This is a genomic window from Bacillota bacterium (assembly GCA_013177945.1).
Classification (GTDB): domain Bacteria; phylum Bacillota; class DSM-12270; order Thermacetogeniales; family Thermacetogeniaceae; genus Ch130.
This window is the reverse complement of the sequence record JABLXW010000012.1, coordinates 74192-99614: the sequence shown is the minus strand read 5'-3', so window position 1 is coordinate 99614 and position 25423 is coordinate 74192. Positions and strand designations below refer to the sequence as shown.

Below are 25423 nucleotides of genomic sequence, written 5' to 3'. Positions count from 1 at the left end.
CCCTTGATCTTTTGAAATTATTCAGCTGAAACGGGCTGTGATTCCTGGAGTTCACCCAATTTAAAGCGCTCCGTTAACTCCCGCAACTGGTCGGCAATTCTATGAAGAGATGAGGCCGAGGCGGCCAGCTCCTCCATCGTTGCAGTCTGCTCTTCGGTTGCCGCGGCCACCTCCTCCGCGCTGGCGGCCGTTTCCTGAGAAATGGAAGCAATATTTTCCACCGCTGCTGCAGCCTGATCGGCGCTCTGGATCATTTCCCGCGTTGCCTGGAACACTTCTGAGATGCGCGCCGCAACGTTGTTGATTGCCCTGTTGATTTCACTAAAAGCAATCCCCGCCTCCTCCACCACTTTTATCCCCTGCTGAACCTCTCCGGTGCCGGCCTCCATTGCCTGGACCGCCTTTTCTGTTTCTCCCTGAATTTCCTTAATCAAAACAGAAATCTGCTTGGCTGCCTCTGCCGACTGTTCTGCCAGCTTGCGAACCTCATCCGCGACCACCGCGAAGCCTCTTCCCTGCTCGCCGGCCCTTGCAGCCTCAATGGCGGCATTTAAAGCAAGAAGGTTTGTCTGGTCGGCAATTCCGGTGATCACGGAAACAATCTGCCCGATTTCCTGGGATCTTTCGCCAAGGTTTCTTACCGTCTGGGCGGAGCGGTTCACCGTTTCGCTAATGGTCTGCATCTGCGTAACAGCACGGGTAATCGCCTCCTTTCCGCCCTCAGCAGCCTTTCCAGCCTGTTCGGAGGCAGAAGCAACGGTCTGGGAATTCAAATCCACCTGCTGAACCTGCTTAATCATCTCCTTAATCCTGTTTGAGGTTTCATCTACGCTCTTTGCCTGGTTGTCGGCTCCGGTTGCAACCTGCTCAATGGTGGCGGCAATCTGCTCGGTGACTTTTGCGGCCTCTTCCGCGCCCTGGCTCAACTGCTGGGCCGATGAGAACAGATCCTGCCCTGTTGCCACAACTTTCTGAAGAAGCTGGCTGAGCATTGCCAGCATCCTGTCAAACTGCTGCCCCAGAAACCCGAGTTCGTCCTGGGGCTTGAAATTTGTGCGCACCGTAAAGTCCCCTTCCTGCGCCTGTTCCATGGCGGCAGCCAGCTTTTGAATCGGGCGGCAGATATATCCCGCAAAAAACCAGGCAACGAGCACGACAAGCAGCACTCCTGCCAGACCAAAAAGAAGCAGATTGCGGGCAAATTCGACCCCCATTTTGAAATAAACCGTATGGGGGACCCCTACATACCAGATGCCGATGATCTTTCCGTCCCGGTCTCTAATCGGTTCGTAAGCGGTCTGGTTCCAGGTTCCCACCACATTGGCCTTTCCGAGATAGGTGCGCCCCTCCTTAAGAACAGCCTGGGCGACCTCTGGGGCAACCTTTGTTCCTACCGCCCGCTTTCCCTCCTTCATGACATTGGTGGCAACCCGGGTGTCGCCCTGAAAAATTGTTACCGTATCGCCGGTCAAGGAGCCGATGGCATCCACCGCCGCAAAGTTCCCATTCATCAGGGTATCCCCTTTGTAAAGCTTTCCATCCCGCACTTCCCAGGGGCCCGGGTAGCGCAGGTCAAGATAGGCCCGCCCCATGGCCAAATCGCTCTTGAGTTTTTCCTGGGCAGATGCGATCACTTTGTCGTACATCGTTTTTGCGGCATAATTTCCAACCGCTCCAAACAGCAGAACAATCATACCCAAAAGAAGAATCATCAATTTCCAGCGCAGCCGAATCCTCATTTCCTTCCCCCCCAGTTTTCCATCGTTGCCCACTGCAGATAAAATTCGACAATTAGGACGGATTTCCTGCTGAAAAAACAAAAAAAGTGCGGTCACCCTGCACTTCTTAAACTTTTTTAAACAATGTATTTTGCCCTCTCAATAAAATCAGGCAGGAAAAAGGGGAGTGCTCAGGTATCTTTCCCCAGTGTCGGGAGCAATTGCGAGCACAGCCTTATCCGGGGGAAACTTCCTGGCAACCTGAAGGGCGGCATAAACCGCCGCTCCGGAGGAAATTCCTGCAAGGATCCCCTCTTCACGCATCATTTTCCTTGCAGTTTCGCAGGCATCTTCATCCCTGACCTGGATTATTTCGTCGATCAGAGCGGTCCTCAAAACAGCAGGGATAAAACCGGCACCGATCCCCTGGATGCCGTGGCTGCCGGGCTTACCCCCGGAGAGCACAGGAGATCCCGCAGGTTCAACCGCAATAATCCTGATCTGCGGATTTCTTTCTTTTAAAACCTCCCCAACACCGGTTAAAGTTCCCCCGGTTCCCACCCCGCAAACAAAAGCAGCCAGATCGCCGCCGCACTGCTCGAGTATTTCCCGGGCTGTAGTCAACCGGTGAACTTGAGGATTTGCCGGGTTTTCAAACTGTTGGGGAAGAAAATAACCCGGGTTTTGCTCAACTATTTCCCGGGCGCGTGCCACTGCCCCGGCCATGCCTTCCTCCCCCGGCGTCAGCACCAGTTCGGCCCCGAACCCCTTGAGCAGCTTCTGGCGCTCCAGACTCATCGTTTCGGGCATGACGATGATCAACCGGTAGCCCTTTGCAGCCGCCACCATCGCAAGCCCGATCCCCGTGTTTCCGCTGGTGGGTTCAACGATCACCCCCCCGGGTTTGAGCCTGCCGGACTTCTCTGCAGCCTCCACCATACCGAGAGCAATGCGGTCCTTAATGCTCCCTCCAGGATTGAAAAACTCGAGTTTAACGAGAAGGCGAGCCCCCTCCCCGGGTGCCAGCTTCCTCAACTGAACGACCGGTGTCTTTCCGATTAAACCGAGAATCGAACTGGCGACCTGCATTTCGACAACTCCCTGGCCTGAAAATCGTCCAGTCCCAGCTTAACAGATTTGCAGGCAAGTTTCAATTGCCGCCTCCAGACTTACCCGGCTCCTGCCCTCCGAACCGGAACCTGGTCCTGGACCAGGTCCACAATAAAAACTGTAGGAGCAAATCTCAAGTCAATCTGATAAGGATCCCTGAGAGGGCGCCCCTCGGCATCCCGGATAACAGTTACGATAGGCCGGACCCCCCAGCCCCGGCAAACCTTCGTGACAACCCCCAGCTCCCCTGTATTCAAGGAAACGTGGGAGCCTACAGGGTAGGGAGCGATGTTGTAAAGAAAAGCACGGGCAATTTTCGGATCGTAGTGGGTTCCCGTTTCGGCAGTGAGAATCTCGACGGCTTCGTAAGGGAGATAATGCCTGCGGTAGACGCGGTCGGTGACCAGGGCGTCAAAGACATCGGCCAGCGCAACGATCCGGGCAAACTCGGGGATCTCATCACCCGCCAGACCCAGGGGGTAGCCCTTCCCATCGTATCTTTCGTGGTGGGTTAAGGCCACCTGGGCGGGATCAGGGCCGAGGGTGGAACACTGGTAAAGGGCGCGGAACCCCAGCCAGGTATGGCGTCTGACCTCGGCCATTTCTGCCGAAGATAAGGGGCCGGGCTTTTCCAAAATTTCCGAAGGGACGAACACCTTGCCCAGGTCGTGAAGAATTGCAGCCTCCCCCAGACGCTTCAAGCGTTCCCGGTCAAAGCCCAGAATCACCCCCGCCAGCAAACTCAAAACGCAAACCCCTACCGAATGGCCGAAATGATAGTCCTGCTTCGCTCGAATATCTGAGAGGTTAACAACCACGTCTTCGTGATGAAGAATTTCGTCAACGATGTTTTCTATAATCTCTTTTACCTCCTGGTCGGAAAAGCACTCTCCAACGGAAACCTGTGACATCAACTTCTTTACCGTACGGATTGCCCGCAGGCGGGTTTCAACCCGGATTACATCATCCACCTTAAGATTGAGATTCGAAATGCCTTCGTTGTAAACATAGAGTGAAGTGATCCCGCGCCAGGCAAGCCGCGTGATATACCTCTCTGTCAATGCAACCCCCTGCTGAATGAGGAGATTCCCATTGCTATCGAAAACCGGCTGCGCTACCCGCATTCCGGGCTGCACCTTCTCAATCGCCACCAAATGCAGAGCGGCCACCTCCCCTTTTTCCCCTTTCTCCCCCCCAGTTCCTTACCGCACCATTCGGCGCGACCTTGAGAAAGAAACAAACCAAAAACAATAATCTTTCAAAGTCACCGGCCTGCTCTCCCGGCAGGGTTTCTCTTTCTCTTCTCGCTGCCAAGCCAGCCAAAAGGCCGCTGAACTTTGAGAAATTTGGCACTATTTATTTTTATTCGCCACTTTTCGAAAAAATCCTCTTCGAAACAGACATTTTTCTTAAAACTGGAACCTGACAGTCAGTTCCCTGAGGGAAGCGGCCAACTGTGCCAGGGCTTCACTTGCCGAAGATAGCTCTTCAAGTGAGGAGGTTTCCTCTTCCGTAGCAGCAGCAACCTGCTGCGCTGCCGAAGAATTCTGGGCAGCTATGCGGGCAATTTCTTCCACAGCCCTCATTACCTGGTCTGCGCTTGCAGCCATCTGCTCGGCTGCTGCCGTCACCTCCGCGATTTTTCCGGTCACGCTTTCAATCGAACCCAGAATTTCTTCAAAAACTTCTCCTCCTTTTCCAACCACCGCTGCGCCCTCTTCGACAACCCTTGTGCCCCGCTCCATTGAAGTTACTGCTCCCTGCACGGCCTCCTGCATTTCCTGAATCAGCGAAGAAATCTGCTCTGTGGCGTCCCGGCACTGCTCGGCAAGCTTGCGCACCTCCTCCGCCACAACCGCAAAACCCCTTCCCTGCTCCCCGGCCCGGGCGGCTTCAATTGCAGCATTTAGGGCCAGCAGATTCGTCTGATCCGCAATCCCGGTTATCAAATTGATAATTTCTCCCACCGACTGGGCCTTGTCGCCCACCAGATTGATCATCCGGGCGGTATCCCCAACAGTGTTTCCGATCTCCGTCATCTGCCGGACCATCTTCTCCATGCTGGACCTTCCCTCGCCGGCCTGCCGCGCCATCACTCCGGCCTCGGCGCTAACTTGACCGGTGCTGGCCGAGACCTGCCTGATGGCAGTTGTAATCTGACCCACCATATCTGCGGCTTCATCAACATGTCTGGCCTGATTTAAAGCACCACTCGAAACCTCCTGAATGCTCATCGTAATTTGCTCGGCGGCCTTCGCGGCCTGCTCCGTTCCCAAACGCAGCTGGTCTGAGGAGGCAGCAACTTTCTGGGCGCTTTCGGCAACAACCCGGACCAAATCGCCGATCCGCGCCAGCATGGCATTGAAGCCTTCACCCAACCGGGCAATCTCGTCCTTTCCCTTCCCTGCCTCCGCCCTGACGCTTAAGTCTCCTTCGCCTGCCCGCTGCATCAAAGCCTGCAGCCGCTCTAACGGACGTGCAATCCCCAGCGCGAGCCAGAGAGAAGCAAGAATGCTTAAAATCAATGCTCCAATACCCACGCCTAAGGCAACGTTGCGTACGAGAAAAACCGCACCCATAAATTCGGCATCATAATTCCCTACTGCAAAAATCCAGTCCGTACCCTCTACCGGACGAAAACCGACGGTTTTGGGGCGCCCTTTCCAGATGTAGCGGACAATTCCTTCTCTTTTCTGCAGCATCTCCCGGCCGTAACTTTCTCCTGCCAGGCTTGTTCCAACAGAGTTGGGATGGTAGATGAGAACTCCTTTCCCGTCCATAATATAGGCATAGCCGGTAAGTCCTTTCCTTTTAAAATGATCCTCATCAAAATTTTTCAGCAGCGCCTGGATCCGCTTATCTCCCAAACCGGCCCCTTCTTCGACCAGCATTTCCACCCGGTGAGCGCCTTCAGTTGCCAGGCCGCTCAGATAGTCCTCCTCGAGTTTCAGCAAACTCCTGCGCGCCTGGTAATAACTTGCCATCCCCACGATCCCCAAACTGAAGAGAATTAAAACGATCATTGAAAACAGAATCCGGTGACGAATCCGCATCTCTCCACCTCTTTCCCCCCGGTTTCCTAACTTTTTTCAAAACATAAAAAAACATAAAAACAGGTACGGTACTGATTCGACATCTGGCAAAAAAATCCTGCAATAATTAACAAAATCAGAATAATTCAAGAAGAACCGTTAACGAGTGCTCAGATCGTCTGATGATTTCGCCATGTAGAGCCGCCGGTCTGCCTGCTCCACCAGATCAATATGGTTCGAAGCATCATCGGGATAAGTGGCAACTCCTACAGAAACCGTAAGCCTGCCACCCGGCAAACAATGCCGGCCGGGAAACGGGTAGTTTTCAATGGCCTCTTTCAAATTTTTGGCAACCTGGGCCGCCTCCCGGGCACCGGTGCCGCTCAGAATTGCCACAAATTCATCCCCACCGTAACGGCACAAAATATCGTTGCTCCGCAGGCGCTGGCGCAAAATTTCTGCCACCTTTTTAAGCACCCTGTCGCCCGCAGGATGCCCAAAGGTATCGTTGTATGTTTTGAAAAAGTCGAGATCGAAAATCAGCAGAGAAAGGGGGATCTTGTAGCGTTCGGCCCGCTTTATCTCTTCCACAAGGCAGTATTGAAAATAGCGGTAGTTGTAAACCCCAGTCAAACCGTCGGTAAGGGCCAGCACCTCCAGTTCATTCCGCTCTCCGGCGAGCTTCATCTTGGCAAGACTGATTTCATCGTGATGCCTGATGAGGTAAATGATTACCAGGCCGGTTCCCAGGAGCAAAAGGAGGGTGATACAGAATTCAAGCTGAAAAAACACTGCAATTCCCCCTGAACTCACACAGGCCAAAAAGTATACAAAGAGGTGGAGAAAAAAAATGATGTAAAAAACGGGTAAATGAGGGTATGTAACGAGGACCCGGAGGAGGCTCCCGGCCAGGAGGGGGGCAAGGGGGCTGTTTGCGCCTCCAGTAAAATAAACAAGGTAACCGCCGTAAATCGTATCAACGCTGAAGCCGGCCAGCCACCAGATCGTTACGTTTCGCAGGGAAATCATGCGGGAGCGTGCTGCAATCCAGGCCGCGAGGGCAAAAAGCCCGTAAAGAACGGTGGCCCAGGCGAAAACCGCGTCTTCCAATTTTCCCTGTCTCAAAATCCATACGATCAGGAAACCGATTAAAAAAACTCCGAATCTTATGTAAGGAACATGGAAAACCTCTTTTTTCCAGAGAAGCCTGGCCTTCTGCCTTTCTATTTTTTTCAGCGCCTCAACCACACCATATCATTTCCCTTAGGGGTTGAAAGGATACCGGCAGACTCACAATAATACAATTCGTTTCTGATTCGGAAAATCCTGCTTCTGGCAAGACTTTCTTCCTAAATAAAAAACAAGGTCCCAAATGGGACCTTGTTCGCAAATTTTATTTAGAGGTCGTAATAGAGGAAGAACTCCTGGGGATGGGGGAACTGGTTGACGAGGGCAACATCTTTCATCTTGTTGTTGATCCACATTTCGATCAGCGACTTCGGGAAGACATCCCCTTTCAGGAGGAATTCGTGATCGGCTTCCAGGGCCTGCAGGGCCTCCTCGAGGCTGTAAGGCAAAGCCTTAATCTTCTTCTTTTCTTCATCGGAAAGGCTGTAAAGGTTGAGGTCATAGGGGCCAAACCCCTCTGCAACGGGATCGATCTTGTTTTCGATTCCGTCCAAAGCCGCCATCAAGAGCGCCGCGTATGCCAGGTAGGGGTTGCATGTGGCGTCCGGGCAGCGGAACTCAAATCTCTTTTCTTCCGGACGGGTTGCGTAGGCAGGAATCCTGATAACGGCGCTCCTGTTGGCCGTCGCAAAGCAGATGCTCACCGGGGCCTCATAGCCGGGGACAAGCCGCTTGTAGGAGTTCGTGCTGGGGTTGGTGAAAGCCGCCAGGGCGCGGGCATGCTTCAGCACTCCGCCGATGGCGTAGAGGGCGGTTTGACTGAGTCCGGAATAGCCGTTGGAATCGTAGAAGATGGGCTTGCCCTCCTTCAGCAAGAACATGTGGATGTGCATTCCCGAACCCGCCTCACCATAGATGGGCTTGGGCATGAATGTTACCGTCAGGCCCCGCCGGATGGCAAGGTTTTTGATAATGTACTTGGCAAGCATCGTTTTGTCGGCCCAAAGCCGCATGGGGCCGAATACAGGCTCAATCTCCACCTGGCCGGGTCCGCCCACTTCATGGTGGTGATACTTGACGGGAAATCCCCTTTCCTCCAGCATCATGCACATTTCGCTTCTCAAATCCTGGAGAATATCCCAGGGAGCAGGCATGTGGTACCCGCCCTTACGCGGGTTCTTGTAGCCCAAATTACGACCCGTATTATCCCCCATGTTCCATTCTCCCTGATCCGAGTCGATTTCGAAGAAGGCGCGGTGGGGGGAATTTTCGTAAGCAACATGGCTGAAAACGAAGAATTCAAACTCCGGGCCGATCATCATCTCATCGGCTATCCCCGTCTTCCTCATGTATTCCTCGGCGGCCCTGGCAATCCCCCGCGGGTCCTGCTCAAAGCGCCGGGGCGGGTCCCCGCAATAGTAAATATCCCCGATCATGCTGATGGTGGGAAGCTCCCAAAAGGGGTCCATGAAAGCGGTGCTCAAATCGGGAAGAAAGACCATGTCGCTTTTTTCGATCTTCACGTAGCCGTAGCTCGATCCGTCAAAAGCAAAACCCTCTTCAAGTGTCCGGGGCGTAAAACGTTCCACAGGAACGGTGAGGTGCCGCCATTTCCCGATCGGGTCGATCATCTTGAAATCAACCATTTTTACATTGTTGTCAACACAGTACCTTTTGAACTCATCGTAATTCTTAAACAATTACCTCATCCTCCAATTCCAGGTCGTTTCTTTTTTCTCTCTCTGCTTTTTATTTTTTACAGTCCGAAACTTGCCTTTATTTTCTTCAACTTTCACCTCCCTGATCAGGATGCTTTCCGCTAGCGGCCCGCCGGCTTGACGCCTAAAATTTCCAGTTCAACCTGGTTCAAGCCGATGCCCCGCAGGCGCTCCCGGCTTCCCCGCAGGCTTTCCACCGCGTTTACGCCCAGGGCTCCCAAGATTTCCTTGAGTTCCAGAGACCAGCCCCGAAGCAGGTTGACCAGCCGCTCCGTGGCCTCCTCCGGGTCAAGCCGCTGGACGAGTTCGGGCCGCTGGGTGGCAATCCCCCAGGAGCAGTTGCCCGTGTAGCACTTCTGGCAGACCCGGCAGCCCATTGCCACAAGTGCTGCCGTACCGATGGCCACGATATCCGCTCCGAGGGCAATTGCCTTGGCCACATCTCCGCTGTGGCGGAAGCCTCCCGCGGCAATCAGGGAGACCTGGTTGCGGATCCCCTCCTGGCGCAGCCGGTCGTCAACAGCGGCAATTGCCATTTCGATGGGGATTCCCACGTGGTCCCGGATGATGGTGGGGGCCGCCCCGGTGCCGCCCCGGAAGCCGTCGATGTAAATAAAGTCCGCTCCGGCGCGGGCAATGCCGCTTGCAATCGCGGCCGCGTTGTGGACCGCAGAAATTTTCACCCCAACGGGTTTCGTGTAGCGGGTTGCTTCTTTTAGAGCGTAGATCAGCTGGGAAAGGTCCTCAATCGAGTAAATATCGTGGTGAGGGGCCGGAGAAAGGGCATCTGTCCCCTCGGGGATCATCCGGGTCTGGGAAACCTCCTGGTTCACCTTCTCCCCGGGGAGGTGACCGCCAATCCCCGGTTTCGCGCCCTGCCCGATCTTGATTTCGATGGCAGCCGCCCGGTCCAGGTACTCCTGGTTGACCCCGAACCTTCCCGAGGCAACCTGAACGATAATGCTGCTGCTGTAAGGGTAAAGCTCCCGGTGGAGGCCGCCCTCCCCGGTGTTCATCAGGGTCCCGGAAAGGTGGGCGGCCCTGGCAAGGGCCTTGTGGGCCGGGAGGCTGATGGAGCCGAAAGACATGCCGGCAAAAATGATCGGCGTTTCCAGCGTAATCTGGGGGGAGAGCCTGGTCGCGAGCACATGCTCCCCATCCCTTGTTTCAACCTGGACAGAGTTCGGCTTGCTCCCCAGGTAAGTGCGCAGTTCCATCGGTTCCCGGAGCGGGTCGATGGAGGGATTTGTAACCTGGCAGGCATCCAGGAGGAGGTGGTCGAAGTAATTGATGTAGGGGCGGTCGTTTCCCATTCCGGTGAGCAGAACGCCTCCTGTTTCAGCCTGCTTGTAAATGGCCTTGATGACCTCCGGGGTCCAGTGTGCGTTGGGCTTGAAGCAAAGGGGATTCCGCTCAACGGAAATTGCTCCCTCCGGACAGAAGGTAACGCACCGGTGGCAGGCCACGCACCTGCTGGAGTCGGCAACTATCCGGTCCTGGAAACTCAGAGCACCGAAACCGCAGTTAAGGATGCACCGCTTGCACCGGCGGCACCGGACGTGATCGATCTTTACCAGGAATTCAGGTGGAATTAAGGTTCTGGTCATGGCTGAACCCCCTCCTCCAGTTTTCCTATTACCGGCTCCCCGGCTTTGATCGCCCAAACCCGGTCCGGGTTGGGACAGAGTTCCCGGATCGCGCATTCCTCGCTTGCCAGGTACAGAAACTCATCCTTTTCACCGCAGACCAGGGGGCGCAGCTTGATGCGGTCGGTTAAGCCGATCATTCCCCCTGTAAATCCAACCACGATGCTGAAGGGCCCGTTCAGAAGGGCGGAACCGTACACCTGGCGCAAAGCCCGGGCAAGCTCCTCCTTTGCCCCGGAGCCCCGGTCGAGATTCTTCCAGAAGGGAGGCGCCAGCGCCAGACAGGCAACTTCAAGGGGCAGCCCGTGCCTTCTGTGCAGCAGATCGAAAAGGTAAGCGATCACCTCAGTGTCCGTCTGCAGGGTGCAGTGGTAGCCGAACATTTCCAGATAACGCTTGTTGATTCCGTATGAGGAGATTTCCCCGTTGTGCACCACAGACCAGTCGAGAATGGTAAAGGGATGGGCGCCCCCCCACCAGCCGGGCGTATTTGTGGGAAAACGGCCGTGGCCCGTCCAGAGATACCCCTCGTACTCCTCAATCCTGTAGAACTCCCCGATGTCCTCGGGATAGCCGACGCCCTTGAAGACGCCCATATTTTTCCCGCTGGAGGCTACAAAGGCGCCGCCAATGCAGCGGTTAATCCACATCACCTGCTCTACCACAAAGTCCCTTTCGTCGCACCGCTCTCCGGTTTTCTCCAGAACCGCACAGAACTGCGGGGAAGATCTGGATTCGGCTCCTCTCCCTCCCCGGAAGGATTCCAGACGGTGGGGCTTAACCCGTAAAAAGTAGCGCCAGAGGATGGGGGGATCGCTGATTCTCGGGTGAGGCCGCGTCGGAATCGGTTCGCTCCGCTCGATGATGAAATGCTTTTCCAGAAAGTGTTCGGTTTCGTGCTGGCTTGCCTCTCCCTCATAGAGGAGGTGAAAGGCATAACAGTCTTTATACTCGGGATAAATCCCGTATCCGGCAAAACCTCCTCCGAGACCGTTGGAACGGTCGTGCATCACCCTGATCGCCCGCACAATATCCGCTCCACTGAAGCGCTTTGCCTTCCTGTTGAAGACGCCGATAATGGAACATCCCGAGGGAATACGTGGAAAAATTTCTTTCATTAACAGACTCCTCCCCCAATTGCTCACTCTTCTCTATTGATCCTGGAGCGGCAAGCCCAGTAACTTTTGGAGTTCCGCCTCTCCCCCGGGGGGAAGAAGGTCCAGGCCTAGTTTTCGCCGGGCCTTCTCATCAACCGCGCCAAGCTTCCCCGTTTTCAGAAAACTTTTTATCCCTCCGTCCAGGGAGGGCGGCGCGTAACCCCTTGCCAGGGCCAGGTGCTTCAAGCTCGCGAACACCTGCTCCATGCCGAACTTCTGGGGACACAGCTCGTAGCAGGTATGACACTCCAGACACTGCCAGATGGCCTTGTCTTTCAAAAGCTCCTCCAGGTTTCCCGCCAGCAAATTGCCGATTAAATCTCTGGGCCGGAAAACACTGCTTGCCTGGGCAGCAGGACAGTCGTCCACGCAGGCGCCGCAATCGTAGCAGCGCTTCGCCGCTGCCAGATCGAGAAAAGATCTAACTGCAGCAACTGCCTTGCTCCGGGTCTCCCAGGCCCGGAAAAAGGGTTCCAGGCTTACCCGGTGCCCCTCCAGGCCGAGTTCCTCCCCCGGGATTTCCAGGGCCAGGCCGAGCAGTTCAGGGTAGGTTAAAACGGGAATGTGGAACCCCTCTCCCTGGCGCTGCAAAATGAACTGGCGCTGGTCGTACTGAATAAAACAGGCGGGACAGACAACGGTGAGCGCGTCTGCTTTTCCCTGCAAATCCAAAAGTTTCTTCCGCAAAAGGCTCGTGGCTTCTTCCTGAGCCCCCACGAATCCCAGCCCGCTTCCGCAGCAGAGCATCTTCGTCTCGTACGAGACGGATTCCGCCCCCAGAGCGTGAACAAGAAGATCGTATTTTTCCGGGTGCAGGGGATCGTCAAACCGGAGCCTGGAACCGGGCCGGAGCATGTGGCACCCATAGTGCACCGCAATGCGCAGCCCTTCCAGCGGGCGTCGGACCATCATTTTGATCTTCGCGGGGCCCACGCCATCATGAAGGACCTCGAGCAGATGCCTGACAAGAACGGTTCCTTTAAATTCCAGGCCAACTCCCCTTAGCCTTTCTGTCACCTGTTCCCGCAAGGCCACAGAGTCCTTGATTTTGGCCAGAACTGTTTTCAAGGTACTGTAACAGCCGTTGCAGGGTGTCAACAGGGGCAGCCCCGCTTGCTCCGCAAGCGCCAGGTTGCGGGCTGCTGTCAAGACCCAGACCTCTTCCTGGTAGTTCTTGACCAGGGTCTTTTCTGGGCAGCAGGTAAAACCGGGCAGATCGACGATCTCGATTCCCAGGTGCTTCAACACCAGGCGGGTGGATTTTTCAAAAAATGGCAGCCGGGCGGGAATCTGGCATCCCCAGAAAACAGCGTAGCGGGAAATCATGGTTTCTCCTCTCTCTGTTGCGAAATTACTTCAATCTTCTTTCAGGGTGCAAAGGGTCTGGCCCACCTTAACCACTTCTCCCTCTCGCACCAAAATCTCCTCAACAACCCCGGCGGCAGGGGAGGGAACACTGAAAACCGCTTTACTGGTGAACATCTCTACCAGATCATCCCCCTCCTCCACCCGGTCTCCCTCATCCACCTTCCAGTAGGAGACTGTTGCCTCATCAACACCCTCGGCAAGAAACGGCAGAGTAACCTCCATGCAGAGCAAAACCTCCTCTATTGAATTGGCATTCTCGGGTCTCGTCAGCGCGCCCGGGCAAGGGAGGCGGCAAAAACTTCCCCGGCGCGGTAGGAACTGCGGATAAAGGGGCCCGCCAGCACCGCCCGAAAGCCCAGGGACGCCCCCCAGGCTTGATAAGCTGAAAAAACCTCAGGTGAAACATACTCCTTCACGGGAATCTGCTGGGGAGTGGGCTGCAGGTACTGGCCGATTGTTACAACATCACATCCGGCATCTCTTAAGTCGCAGAGCAACGCCCGGATCTCTTTCTCTGTTTCCCCCAACCCTAACATCAAGCCGGACTTCGTGACCAAATTTTTATTGAGCCTTTTAGCCTGCTCGAGAAGAGATAAGCTCCGGCTGTACGAAGCCTCCGGCCTGATCTCAGGGTAAAGGCGGGGGACCGTCTCAAGGTTGTGGTTAAAAACATCGGGGCCTGCAGCCAGAACTTTTTCTAAAGCCGCTTCCGACCCCTGAAAATCGGGAGTCAAAACCTCAACGGTAGCGCCCTCTATCCTTCCTTTAACCGCCCTGATGGTTGAGGCAAAATGTCCGGCGCCCCCGTCCGGCAGGTCGTCCCGGGTCACCGAGGTGATTACCACGTGGCGCAGGCCCAGCACTGCCGCCGCCCCGGCGATCCGCTCCGGCTCTCCCGCGTCCACAGGTTCCGGCCTCCCCCGGAGAACGGCACAGAACCTGCAGTTGCGGGTGCACCTCTCGCCCAGGATCATAAAGGTGGCGGTCCGCCGGCCGAAGCACTCGTTCAAATTTGGGCAGCGCGCCCCCTGGCAGACGGTATGAAGGTTTGCTTTTGCCAGAAGCATTCTCATTTCTTCAACATGGGGGCTGTTCTTGAGCTTTTTCTTGAGCCACTCCGGAAACTTCTGCGTCATTTTGGAAAGAGGCCACCTCAAGCTGAAAAACTTCTCCGGTATAAAAGGCAATTTTCTCAAGCAGCGCCCGGGAAATCTCTATCCCTTCACCCAAAATCTCGGCAAGAGAAGTAACGCCGCAGTCATGAATTCCGCACGGGTAAATAAACCGGAAATAGCTCAGATCGGGATTGACATTTAAGGCAAAACCATGATAGGTCACCCAGCGCCGGACCCCGATCCCGACCGCGGCAATCTTCTCCCTTCCCACCCAAACCCCCGGGTAGCTTTTTCTCCGTTCGCCGCGGATTCCGAAATCCTTCAAGAAGCGAATCAAAACCTCTTCCAGAGACCAGAGCATCCAGTGCAAATCCTGGCGGTGCCGGGCGAGATCAAAGATCGGGTAACCCACCAGCTGTCCCGGCCCGTGGTATGTAACCTGGCCCCCCCTGTCCACCGGAATCACTTTGACTTCCAGAGCCTCAACCTGGGACGCCGGGACCCGGAACTGTTCTCCCTGCACCCCTCTTCCCAGCGTAAAGACCGGGGGGTGCTCCACCAGCAAAAGAGTGTCGGGGATTGCCTGGCGAATCCTTGCCTCAACCAGTTCTTTCTGCAAAAGATATGCCTCCTCGTAATCCCGCAGGCCAAGGACGCGAACGGCAAGTTCCCTCTCCCTGCTAGACATGCAGACCCAGGCCCTCCGCAGCCTCGGCAGCCTCTTTCAACGCCTCCGCCAGCGTGGGATGAGCGTGAACAGTTTCCGCCAGCTGCCCCAGGGTCAGCCCCCAGCGCACCGCAAGCGCACCCTCGGCAACCAGTTCGGTGGCATGGGGGCCGATGATGTGGATGCCGAGGATTTCCCCCGTCCCCTCCCGTGCCAGGACCTTTACGAAACCGTCTGCCTCCCCTTCGCATAACGCCTTTCCGCTGGCGAGAAAGGGGAACTTTCCGGTTTTACAGGGGATCCCGCGCCCTTTCGCCTCCTGAGAGGTGAGCCCCACGGTTCCGATCTCCGGAAAGGTAAAAATGGCATTCGGGACTGCCTGGTAGTTCATTTTCCTGCCCTCCCCCAGGGCGTTGGCCGCCGCAACAAGCCCCTGGCATGTTGCCACATGGGCAAGGAGCGCCTTTCCGGTGACATCCCCGGCCGCGTAGATGCCCGGAGCGGATGTTTCCATCCTTTCGTTTACAACGATTTCACCTCTCGGGCCGAGTTCAACCCCGCACTCTTCCAGCCCCAGGCCCCGGGTATTCAGGGAGCGGCCTACCGCCACCAGCACCTTCTCGGCATCCAGTTCGGTGCCGTCCTCCAGGTAGACCTTTGCCCGGGACCCTTCCCTTTTGACCTCCCTGATCTTCGTTCTCGTCCGCAAAGTAATTCCGCTCTGCCGGAAAACCCCCTGAAGCTTCCGCGCCAGCTCTTCCTCCACAAAGGGGAGAATTGTACGCTCGGCCTCCACCAGGGTGACCCGGCTCCCGAGTTCTGCATAAATCCCCGCAAATTCGCAGCCGATCACCCCTGCCCCAACGATCACCAGGCTTTCCGGAACGGCGTCAAGCTGGAGCATCTCCGTACTCGAAACGACCACTTTTCCGTCGTAGCCCAGAGCTGGAGGGAGCAGCGGTTCCGAACCCGTAGCGACGATTATCTTCTCTCCGGTGACTGTTTCCGCCGGGCTGCCCTTCCTGCGCACCTCGACCCTGCCCGGCCCCAGCAGGCGGCCCTTGCCTTCAAGAAAATCTATTTTGTGTTTCTCCAGGAGAAAACGAATTCCCTGACGGAGACGGGAGACGATCCCCTCCTGACGCTCCCTCATTTTGCGAGGGTTGAGGGAAACCTCTCCGGTTTCGATTCCAAACTCCCTGGCACGCCGCACCTGCTTCAACAGGGAGGCACCCGCCACCAGAGCTTTGGTAGGAATGCAGCCCCGGTTCAGGCAGGTGCCTCCCGGCTGCCCGGTCTCAATAAGACAGACGCGCGCCCCCAGCTGGGCTGCCCTGATGGCCGCCGGATACCCCCCCGGCCCTGCGCCGATTACAATCACCTGGTAGTCCAACATCTGCTCCTCCCCTGAGAATTAATATGCATAAAGCCTGCCGTAGGGCCGGTGGGAAACAGGAAGCAGCTTGCAGAACTTCGCAGCGCAAACCTCGTTATAATCGTACCCAAAAGCAGTGCAGAAGTCCTGGAGGTGGGGACCTAACTCCTTCCAGTCGTTTTCATCCAGATCAAAAACCGCCACTTCTTTTCCCAGGGTTGCAGGATCGACTTCTCCTCGCAAATAAATGACTCCCCCGTGCATGCCTGTTCCCAGGTAATCCCCCGCCAGGGGAGCACCCGGTTTCCGGTCCAGCCCCAGGACGACCAGAATTCCGCCGGCCATATATTCCCCCAGAAAGTCCCCAGCAGTACCCCCGGCGATGAGAACCGGAATCTGCTTCCTGTATTCTTTCATGTGGATACCCACCCGGTATCCCACATTTCCCTTAATAAAGAGGCGCCCGCCCCGCATCCCGTAGCCCAGCACATCGCCGGCATGGCCGTGCACCGCAACCTGGCCCGCGTTCATGGTATTTCCGATGGCGTCCTGCCCGTTGTCATAAACAACGATTTCGGGGCCGTTAAGAAAGGAGGCGAGATCGTTTCCCGGCACCCCGTTGATGACGATCTTGACATCGGGGTAGGCAAGACCTGTTCCGATATAGCGCTGGCCGTTTACATGATCGAGCCAGAATTCCCTGGCTCCTTCCTCTGCCTTTCTTTTAATCAACTCATTCAATTCCCTGTAATGAATACCTCGAGCATCAATCCGGATCATTCCCATAAGCCTCCCGATCTTTCTCCTCCTGCCTCACATTCACATGGGATTATAACACCTGCCCCTTTGAAATTCAACAATTCCAGCCCATGAATACAATGTACTTTCCTGTGACTAAAAGCGCGCCAGGTACTGTTCGATTTCCCAGTTGTGAACTTCCCGCTGGTAGGCCTGCCATTCCCATTCCTTAAGCTCCAAAAACTTGCGATAAATATGGTTTCCCATCACCTCCTGGACTAAGGCGCTTTCCCTGAAAAGGGCCAGGGCCTCCCCCAAACTGGCGGGAAGATCCCGGATCCCCATCTGAGCCCGCCGTTCCGGCGTCAGAAGGTACAGGTTTTCTTCGACAGGAGGCGGAGGGAGAATTTCGCCGCGGACCCCTTTCAGGCCGGCTGCAATCACGCCCGCAAGCGCCAGGTAGGGGTTGCAGGTGGGATCGGGGCTGCGCAGCTCCACCCGCGTATCGATCCCTCTTGCAACAGGAACCCGCACCAGCGGGCTCCGGTTTCCTGCAGCCCAGGCAATATAAACAGGCGCCTCATGGCCCGGAACAAGGCGCTTGTAAGAATTAACCGTGGGGTTGGTAAGCGCCGTAAAATCCGGCGCGTATTTCAGAAGCCCGCCGATAAAGGAGAGGCACAACCGGCTTAACTCCCATTTTCCTGCAGGATCGTAAAAACGGTTCTTCCCTTCCTGAAAGAAAGAAAAATTCAAATGCATTCCAGAACCGTTCTGGTCGGAAAAGGGCTTGGGCATAAAGGTGGCATGGAGGCCGTGGCGGTGGGCTACAGTCCTTACCACAATGCGAAAGGTTGTAATCAGGTCCGCGGCAGCAAGGGCGGGAACATACTTGAGATCGACCTCATGCTGCCCCGGGGCAACTTCGTGGTGGGAGGCTTCGATGGCATAGCCCATCTCCTTTAAAGTCAAGACGATCTCCCGCCGGGCATCTTCGCCGAGGTCCACCGGGGCGAGATCGAAGTAGCCGGCCCGGTCGTGGGTGTTCAGGCTCGGCCGGCCGTCTTCTCGAAAGTGGAACAGGAAGAACTCGATCTCGGGGCCTACCTGAACCGTATAGCCAAGCGCCTCCGCCTCCGCCAGCACCCGCTTGAGAACCTGCCTGGGGCAGCCCGGGAACGGAGTCCCATCCGGAAGGTAGACATCGCAGATCAAACGGGCAACTCCCCCTGCCCGCGGGCGCCAGGGAAAGATGGTAAAGGTCTCGGGATCGGGGCGCAGGTACATGTCCGATTCCTCAATTCTCACAAACCCCTCAACCGAGGAACCGTCGAACATCACCTCCCCTGCCAGGGCGCGCTCCAGCTGATCCACGGTAATCGAAACATTTTTTAAAACTCCAAGCAGATCGACAAACTGGAGCCTGATGAATTGAATATCAAGTTCCCGAACAAGACGCAAGACATCTTCCTTCGTCAACCCCACAACATTACCCCCTTCTGCAGCCTTCTCTTCGTTGATGCCGCAAAAAAAGACGCCCCCCTTTCCTTTTTTCAAGGAAGACGCGGGACGCCGTTGCCCCTTTTAAAAATGCTGTTTTCAGCCGCCATTATACCACATGGTTTGGTGAAATACAATGAATCACCAGGAAAAACCCAGGAAAAGCTAACCCCTCGAATTGAAGTACCGCACCTGACTTGGCTCAAGAATAACCATGTCGTAGTCGTCGGGAAAGAGGACGTGACAAGCTATGGGTATCTCCTGTAACTAGGGTGCGGTCGAACAAACGTTTAACGGTAAACGATCTTAACAAACATTCTTAGAAAATATCCCAGCAACCCTCCGAAGATGGGCGCCAGTACCCAAGCTATAACATCCTGGAGATGACGGGGGAAAAGTGTAGCCACAATCCAGCCCCACGCGATTGGAGAAAGTAGTTCTACCAACCTTACTTTTGTTGAAAGTGAATACAACCATTCTCTAAGAGGTTCAATGAAAAAAACAACACTAATGCAAGTATAAAGGACTCCTCCCCACACCCACCAGATTGACTCTTGCAAGCTGGGAAAAACTCTCCGCACCAGGGATTCCCCCTCCCAAAAATAAAAATCTTTAAGGATGGCATTCCATCCTTAAAGAGTTCATCAGTTTAATAAACGTCAAGAAAGATGGGATTTGCCCAAACTTCTGAATTTATACCCTCAGGATCCTGGAAAACAAACCGCACGAAATAGAACCAATCCTGGGAGGGAGCGGTCCAGGAGATTCTCGTCTCTGGCCCAGGATTGTTAACCGTTTTTACCACATTTCCGTTTGCGTTTATGATTTCAAATTTGACGCAGGACCATAAACTCATGGGCTGCCGAACAACAGTAAAGGTGAAACTGCCTCCTGCCGGAACTCTAACCACGCTTCCCTGGGCGCAGCCGTTAATGGCAAATGCCCCGAAGTTGGGTGCTCCAGCTGCACTTACCCTTCCCATTTTAATAGCATCCCAGACAGCAGCGCGGTTTGTCGAAGAGTAGTTTGGTGCATAAATCCACGATGCACCATCACTTCCAGGAGTGTGAAAGTAATGAGCATCTGTATTTCCGACGCCTACAACAAAACCTTTTCCTGCTATGGTGTTGGATAACCCCGCCCTCAGGAGCGAAACCCACCTGGAAATAGTCGAGGAATTTGCATTCCACTGGCAGGATATAAGCTCAATAGCACGAAAACCCGTAACGCTCCAGTCCTGCCAGATTGTGCCGTGGTAAGGGTGGGCGATTACAGGGTAAGAGTATGGGTAATTATGGTTGTTAATGGCATTGATGAGGTTTTGAGGCGTATAATACTTGTTTTTCGGAATGGAGGTTGCGCTTTCTTTAAGCCGGTAGCCCAGAGCGTGGCCGAGTTCCGGAGAACTCTCGTCACCCTGTATTTGCACACAACCTATTTCGGCTCCAGGGGCAACGACAATTCCATTATTCGACTGGGCAGCATTAATTTCAGAGACGTAAGACGACCAGCCACCGTTGCGGCGGATCAGATCCTCGTGATCGGTAATGATGATCCATTTAAAACCGTCAGCTTTTGCGTCTGCTGCACGCCTGTTGGGGGTGTTCCAGGAACCACCATCGCTCCAGCTTGTATGAATGTGCCCATCTCCAGCATACCAGTTGGGGCGCGAGGGAAGAGAGGTAACCGCAACAAGTGTCTCCGCAGTGGTTTGCTGTTCCAAATTGGCATTTCCAAAGGTTGCGGTGATGAGGAGGGTTAAACTATCGCCTTCTTCAAGGCCAAGATCACCAACAGGAACCACGACAGGCTGTGCATAGCTTTTTTCGGTTAAAGTCGTAAAACCTGGTTTGCCTGACTGCTCAAAAAACGTCAGTAATTCTTCTTTGTTGAAGGCCAAATCTGCTACGCTTTCTAAGGTAGCATTGGGGGTCAATTTTAACCTTACTCTTCCGGATTTATCCGAGACAACCAGTTGGAGAAGCTTGAGTTCTCCACCAGATGCCAAGTTTACAGCTGTGACAGGAATGGTGATCTGCTTTGGCCGGGGCTGGTAAACGTTAATCCGCCTGCGCACAACTAGGAAACTCTGGCCGTCAGGGGTGGAAACCGCAACAAAACGCGGTTCTTGTGGAAGAAATACTATCGGCCTTTCTTCGCCTTCTTGGACGGCTTCATTTTTCCCGAGATCTGCGGCAAACCCTGCCATCGATAATGTAGCCCACGACGCAAGCAAAATTACCGTTACCAGGATCACCAACAGTTTTTTAAAATTTCTTTTCTGTGACACTTAAAATTCACCTGCCTTACTTTTCTTTTCCTCATACACTCTTCGCTCTCTGCTACCTAGCAACTGCCAGCACCACTACCAAGACTGCCCGCCACCGGGTACCAAGCTTTCCTACTACGCACTTACCTCTTTATCCTTGGATTTTTGCTCTCCCGGACCCTTTTCTATCTCAACCTCAACTTGACCAGTCCGCCAAAAACCCGCAAAACATATCGCCTTGCCTTAAACTTACACCACCACCTGTCTTCTTTTCCTTCCATACCTGCCCTACTTGCCAATGCTTCCTGCAAGTAACATATCATCAAGCAAAAAGGGACGCAACGGGTATTTTTTGTGGCTTTTTGTCGAATTACCAGACGAACAAGGCAAAGAAAGAAATTGCCCGGCCTCTTCATCTTGACTTCTTACAGCGCAAATAACTCAGTAATAAAAAGAGCCGTCTCTGAAAACAAACTGAGACGGCCTGAAATTGGAGGATGAGATTGAACATCCCCAATTGGGGATAGGGTGAACCTAATATCTGGTGAGATACTGCTCCCTTTCCCAGGGGTGCACCTGGGCCCGGTATTCGTTCCACTCAAGGGTCTTGGCGGCCATGAACTTCTCGTAAATGTGGGGCCCCAGCGCCTCCTGGATGACTTCGTCATTGCGGAGTTCTTCCAGAGCCTCCCCTAAACTGCCGGGTAGAGAGCCGATTCCCAGCTTCTTTCGTTCCGCTTCTGACATTTCGTAAATGTTTTGGTAAACCGGTGGGGGAGGCGCAATCCTCTTTTTGAGGCCGTCAAGTCCTGCCTTGAGGATCACGGCAAAAGCCAAATAAGGGTTGCACGAGGGATCGGGGCTGCGCAGCTCCATGCTCGTTCCGTTCCCGCGCCGGGGCGGAATCCGCACGAGGGGGCTGCGGTTGCGGGGAGACCAGGCAATATAAACGGGAGCTTCATATCCCGGCACAAGCCTTTTATACGAGTTTACGGTGGGGTTTGTAATCGCGGTGATCGCCCGTACATGGCACAACAGGCCCCCCAGGTAATGCATCGCAGTTTCGCTCAACTGCAGGGGCTGCTCCGGATCGAAAAAGGCATTCGTCCCGTTTGCAAAAAGGGACTGGTGAACATGCATCCCGGAGCCGTTAATCCCGAAAACCGGTTTCGGCATAAAGGTGGCGTGCAAGCCGTGCCGCTGTGCGATGGCCCGAACAACGTACCTGAAGGTGACAACCTTGTCTGCGGTTGCCAGGGCGTCGTCATACTTGAAGTCGATTTCGTGCTGCCCGGGCGCAACCTCGTGGTGAGAGGCCTCCACTTCAAAACCCATCTCCTTCAGGGCCATTACGATATCCCGCCGTGTATCTTCACCCCGGTCAACGGGGCTCAGATCGAAATACCCCCCCTCGTCGTGGGTGGAAACGGTCGGAAAACCTGTCTGATCCGTATGAAAGAGGAAAAACTCGGCCTCGGGGCCAACGTTCATGGTGTAGCCTAAATCTCTGGCTTCTGCCAGAACCCGCTTTAAGGCGTAACGCGGGCAGCCGGCAAAAGGGGTCCCGTCAGGATTGTAAACATCGCAGATCAGCCGCCCGACGGCGCTCTCCCGCCCCCGCCAGGGAAAGATGGTAAAGGTGGTCGGATCTGGAACCAGGTACATGTCCGACTCTTCAATCCGAACAAAGCCTTCGATGGAAGAACCGTCAAACATGATCCCGTCATAAAGAGCCTTTCTCAACTGCTCCACCGTAATCGCGACGTTTTTCAGGACCCCCAGAATATCGGTGAACTGGAGTCTGATAAACTTTACCCCGTGTTCTTCGACCAGACTGAGCACATCCTCCTTTGTTTGAGTAAGCATATGATCCCTCCTGTTATTGGGAAATATCCACGCAACTTCGGGAAAAAGAAAAGGGTGCCCTGAAACCGAACCGGTTTCTCCTGGAGCACCGTTGCTCCTTCTTCGATGCGCCTTTGCATATCTTTTACTGTTTTAACTCGTGGGCCAAAATGATTGCTTCCGCCACCTTTCGCATGGGAATACACCTGTCCATGCTCTGCTTCTGCAGCCTCCTGTACGCTTCGGCTTCGGAAATCCCCAACTGCTCCATTAAAATACCTTTCGCCCGCTCCACAACCTTCCGGGTTTCGATCTTTTCCCGCAAATTCTTTATTTCAGATTCAAGATCCTGAATATGTCTGTAGAAGCTGAGCATACTTTCAATGGCCGGAAAGAGGTTATACTCGGTCAGGGGTTTTGTAACATAGCCTACCGGGAACTGGATGGGCCTTCCCTTTTCCCGTTCGAACTGCGCAAGAAGAAACGTCTCCCTGGCAATCAGAAGTACAGGGGCGATCCTGTCCTCGGAGAGAACCCTTCCAATTTCGAATCCGTTAATACCCGGCAAGTCGGTATCAATGAGGACGAGATCCGGGTCAAGACTTCGCGCCTGCCGCAGTGCTTGAAAACCGTCTTCCGCCTCTCCAAGAACGTGGTAACCACCTCTGATTAACAACTGTTTCAGGCTCTTTCTTAAATCCGCATTGGCTGCTGCAACCAAAACCCGTGGTTGTTCCATTCACCGCACCTCTTGACCCCCGCCCTGAGTAACAAAAAATGTCCTCCTTGGGTTAGTTACCCTTTGAGGACATCTTCGCCCCTCTAAATCAACCCCGCCCTTGGGTTCTCAATCGCCAGCTCGCTCTTTTATTATGAATTAAGGAACGAAAAATGTCAACCGTTTTGAACAAATGTATTCTGCATTCAGCCCCGGAGAAAACCTCACAACTGCGGAAAGGCTACCTCCGCCGGGAAGGGCCTCACCGGGCGAGAAGTGCGGCCCCCAGCGCTCCCACTATCTGCGGCTCAGGCGGGACGAAAATCTCAACACCCAGCTTTTCAGACAGAGCAGAAACAACACCGGGGTTTTTCGCAACCCCGCCGGTCATCATCACCTCGGGGACGAGGCCCAGCCGGGAGACCAGGGCGGTTGTCCGGGCGGCCACAGCCCGGTGCAGGCCCCGGATAATCTCCGCCCGGGGGACACCCTGCGCAATTAAAGAAACCACTTCTGATTCTGCAAAAACGGTACACATGCTGCTGATTTCTGCGGCCCGCCGCGCCTCCCTTTCCGCCTCTCCAAGGGCGGTGACGGGAAGCTCCAGAGCCTGGGCCATTACTTCCAGGAAGCGTCCGGTGCCTGCCGCACATTTATCATTCATGAGAAAATCAACGACGTTTCCCTGCTCATCAAGCCTGATAACCTTGCTGTCCTGGCCCCCGATATCAATCACCGTCCGGACTCGGGGGGAAAGAAAAGCGGCTCCACGCCCGTGGCAGGTAATTTCCGTCACCTGCCTGGAGGCGAAAGGCACACCCATCCTCCCGTACCCCGTTGCAACCACAAAAGAAACATCTGAAAATTTTATCTTCGCCTTTTCCAGAACCTCTTCAAAAGCCTGCTCCGCGGCAAGGCGCGCCCGGGAACCGGTTTTGACAATACTGTAGGCCAAAATCTCCCGGTCCTGGAGAAGTACGGCCTCCGTTGTTAAAGAGCCCACGTCAATTCCTGCAGTGATCATGCCTCTCTCCCACCCTGAAATTTTTTCTCTCCGCGAGAATTTCCAGAAAAGCCTGGACCCGGGTAAGTATTCCCCCTGTTGCCTCGTTCCGGGCATCGAGACAGTCCCCATCCAGCAGGAGGACCGGCCAGCCCGCCCTCTGCAAAGCATCTTTAAGCATCAAGGAGCCCCCGACGCTCTGGCGGCAGCCCCAGTGGGAAAAATGCACGATCCCGTCCACCCGGTATTTTTCTGCCAGCATCTTGACCGTGGCAGTCCGCGCCTCCAGCGGCTTGTAACAGAAGTGGGACAAAACCTTCCGGGCCAGGCTGGGAAAGGGGTCCCCGGGACTCAAGGGGGGCCAGTAAACGTGGCTCATCTCCTCAAAGGCAAGAACGGCCCCAGATTTATTTTCAATGAAATCCATCAGTTCCCCTTTATAAAATGGCTTCAGGTGGAGCCAGAGAATCCGGAACCTCTCTTCCTTCTTCCCCTCGCGCTCTCCCCGGCCAATCTCACGCGCAAGGCAGGCGAAAACCTCTGCCGCCTCCCGGCTTCCCTGGCCGGCAAAAAACAAATAGAGGTAGTTCAGCATCTCGCTCCCCCGTACAGGCGCCGGAACGCGGCAGCGCAGTTCGTTCACTTCAAGCAAATTGGCCCGGAACCTGTTGCTGTTCTGGATCGCTTCCGCAAGACCCGCAGGTTCCGGTTTTCGTTCTGCAAGATCTGCCAGGGCCCTCCACAATTCTGCCAGCTGCTCTGCCACATAGGCCTCCGCGTCACGGTCGGCTCGATAAGGCACGTCCAGCACATGGAAGGGAACCCTGAAAAAAGCAGCCAGATTCTGAAAAAGCAGGGGTGCTCCGTCGCACAAATGGGTGCTCGCAACGAGCGCGGCGGGAGGCGGAAGATAGCCGAGCAGGGCGGCCCCTGCAATCAGGCGGTGAAAGGAGCAGAGATCCCTGCTGTAGCCTGCCTGCTCCGCCCGGTCAAGAGCTTCTTCAGCAAACCCCAGGGATGCCAGAAAAGCAGCGGCCACCTCCGGTGAAAAGGGGCACAGGTTCAAGCCCCAAACAATTTCCACCGGGAAAAAGGCGCTTGTCCAAACGACAGGAACCCTGCGGGAAAAAGCGCGTCCGGTCTGGGCAAGGGCAAACCTGGCCATCATGTAAGAGGCCTGTGACGGAAAGCTGCCGCGGGCCAGCTTGAGGGCTCTTTCCACAAGCTGGTATGTGAGAGGAGATGAAAGGATCCGTTTCCGGTGCTCCCCTTCGAAAAGATCACGGAGAAACTTGCGAAACTCCATCACCGCCACC

At 54.9% G+C, this 25423-nt stretch carries 20 protein-coding genes; all 20 read right to left on the bottom strand.

Translation table 11 applies throughout. The features are described 5' to 3' along the window. Positions 1-17: 17 nt before the first annotated feature. A complete protein-coding gene (locus HPY58_08135) occupies positions 18-1739 on the bottom strand; it encodes a methyl-accepting chemotaxis protein (protein ID NPV29610.1) in 1722 nt (573 codons plus the stop codon). Positions 1740-1886: 147 nt separating this feature from the next. Beyond that, on the bottom strand, positions 1887-2807 hold the full coding sequence (cysK, locus tag HPY58_08130; protein ID NPV29609.1) for a cysteine synthase A: 921 nt from the start codon (positions 2805-2807) through the stop codon (positions 1887-1889). 80 nt (positions 2808-2887) lie between these two features. After that, positions 2888-3997 carry an HD-GYP domain-containing protein gene (locus HPY58_08125; protein ID NPV29608.1) on the bottom strand — a complete coding sequence of 370 codons (1110 nt, stop codon included), beginning with the start codon at positions 3995-3997 and terminating at the stop codon, positions 2888-2890. A 240-nt stretch (positions 3998-4237) separates the two neighbouring features. Next, complete coding sequence (locus tag HPY58_08120) at positions 4238-5881, bottom strand: methyl-accepting chemotaxis protein (protein NPV29607.1); 1644 nt, start codon at positions 5879-5881, stop codon at positions 4238-4240. A 138-nt stretch (positions 5882-6019) separates the two neighbouring features. Further along, positions 6020-7108 carry a GGDEF domain-containing protein gene (locus HPY58_08115; protein NPV29606.1) on the bottom strand — a complete coding sequence of 363 codons (1089 nt, stop codon included), beginning with the start codon at positions 7106-7108 and terminating at the stop codon, positions 6020-6022. A gap of 149 nt (positions 7109-7257) precedes the next feature. After that, entirely contained in the window at positions 7258-8688 is a 1431-nt protein-coding gene (gene glnA / locus HPY58_08110) for a type I glutamate--ammonia ligase (protein ID NPV29605.1), read from the bottom strand. Positions 8689-8807: 119 nt separating this feature from the next. Then, entirely contained in the window at positions 8808-10313 is a 1506-nt protein-coding gene (locus tag HPY58_08105; GenBank protein NPV29604.1) for a 4Fe-4S binding protein, read from the bottom strand. Further along, the gene (locus tag HPY58_08100; GenBank protein ID NPV29603.1) at positions 10310-11470 is read right to left on the bottom strand and encodes a glutamine amidotransferase family protein; all 1161 of its coding nucleotides are present in this window, start codon (positions 11468-11470) and stop codon (positions 10310-10312) included. Before HPY58_08100 ends, HPY58_08105 begins: the two co-directional genes overlap by 4 nt. A 33-nt stretch (positions 11471-11503) precedes the next feature. Beyond that, positions 11504-12835, bottom strand: a complete 1332-nt coding sequence (locus tag HPY58_08095; GenBank protein NPV29602.1) for a hypothetical protein — start codon at positions 12833-12835, stop codon at positions 11504-11506. A gap of 30 nt (positions 12836-12865) precedes the next feature. After that, positions 12866-13099, bottom strand: coding sequence for a biotin/lipoyl-binding protein (locus HPY58_08090; protein NPV29601.1), 234 nt, complete (start codon positions 13097-13099; stop codon positions 12866-12868). A gap of 44 nt (positions 13100-13143) precedes the next feature. Further along, the gene (gene lipA / locus HPY58_08085; GenBank protein ID NPV29600.1) at positions 13144-14013 is read right to left on the bottom strand and encodes a lipoyl synthase; all 870 of its coding nucleotides are present in this window, start codon (positions 14011-14013) and stop codon (positions 13144-13146) included. Continuing rightward, positions 13955-14680, bottom strand: a complete 726-nt coding sequence (gene lipB / locus HPY58_08080) for a lipoyl(octanoyl) transferase LipB (protein NPV29599.1) — start codon at positions 14678-14680, stop codon at positions 13955-13957. Before lipB ends, lipA begins: the two co-directional genes overlap by 59 nt. Then, a complete protein-coding gene (gene lpdA / locus HPY58_08075; GenBank protein NPV29598.1) occupies positions 14673-16052 on the bottom strand; it encodes a dihydrolipoyl dehydrogenase in 1380 nt (459 codons plus the stop codon). Before lpdA ends, lipB begins: the two co-directional genes overlap by 8 nt. A gap of 21 nt (positions 16053-16073) precedes the next feature. Beyond that, positions 16074-16814, bottom strand: a complete 741-nt coding sequence (locus HPY58_08070; GenBank protein ID NPV29597.1) for a hypothetical protein — start codon at positions 16812-16814, stop codon at positions 16074-16076. 114 nt (positions 16815-16928) lie between these two features. Beyond that, a complete protein-coding gene (gene glnA, locus HPY58_08065; GenBank protein ID NPV29596.1) occupies positions 16929-18257 on the bottom strand; it encodes a type I glutamate--ammonia ligase in 1329 nt (442 codons plus the stop codon). Positions 18258-18921: 664 nt separating this feature from the next. Next, a complete protein-coding gene (locus HPY58_08060) occupies positions 18922-20562 on the bottom strand; it encodes a CehA/McbA family metallohydrolase (GenBank protein ID NPV29595.1) in 1641 nt (546 codons plus the stop codon). A gap of 513 nt (positions 20563-21075) precedes the next feature. Beyond that, positions 21076-22407, bottom strand: coding sequence for a type I glutamate--ammonia ligase (gene glnA, locus HPY58_08055; GenBank protein ID NPV29594.1), 1332 nt, complete (start codon positions 22405-22407; stop codon positions 21076-21078). Positions 22408-22531: 124 nt separating this feature from the next. Next, entirely contained in the window at positions 22532-23125 is a 594-nt protein-coding gene (locus tag HPY58_08050) for an ANTAR domain-containing protein (GenBank protein NPV29593.1), read from the bottom strand. Between the two features lie 241 nt (positions 23126-23366). Further along, positions 23367-24128 carry a 2-hydroxyglutaryl-CoA dehydratase gene (locus HPY58_08045; protein NPV29592.1) on the bottom strand — a complete coding sequence of 254 codons (762 nt, stop codon included), beginning with the start codon at positions 24126-24128 and terminating at the stop codon, positions 23367-23369. Then, complete coding sequence (locus HPY58_08040) at positions 24109-25422, bottom strand: 2-hydroxyacyl-CoA dehydratase (protein ID NPV29591.1); 1314 nt, start codon at positions 25420-25422, stop codon at positions 24109-24111. Before HPY58_08040 ends, HPY58_08045 begins: the two co-directional genes overlap by 20 nt. Position 25423 lies beyond the last annotated feature (1 nt).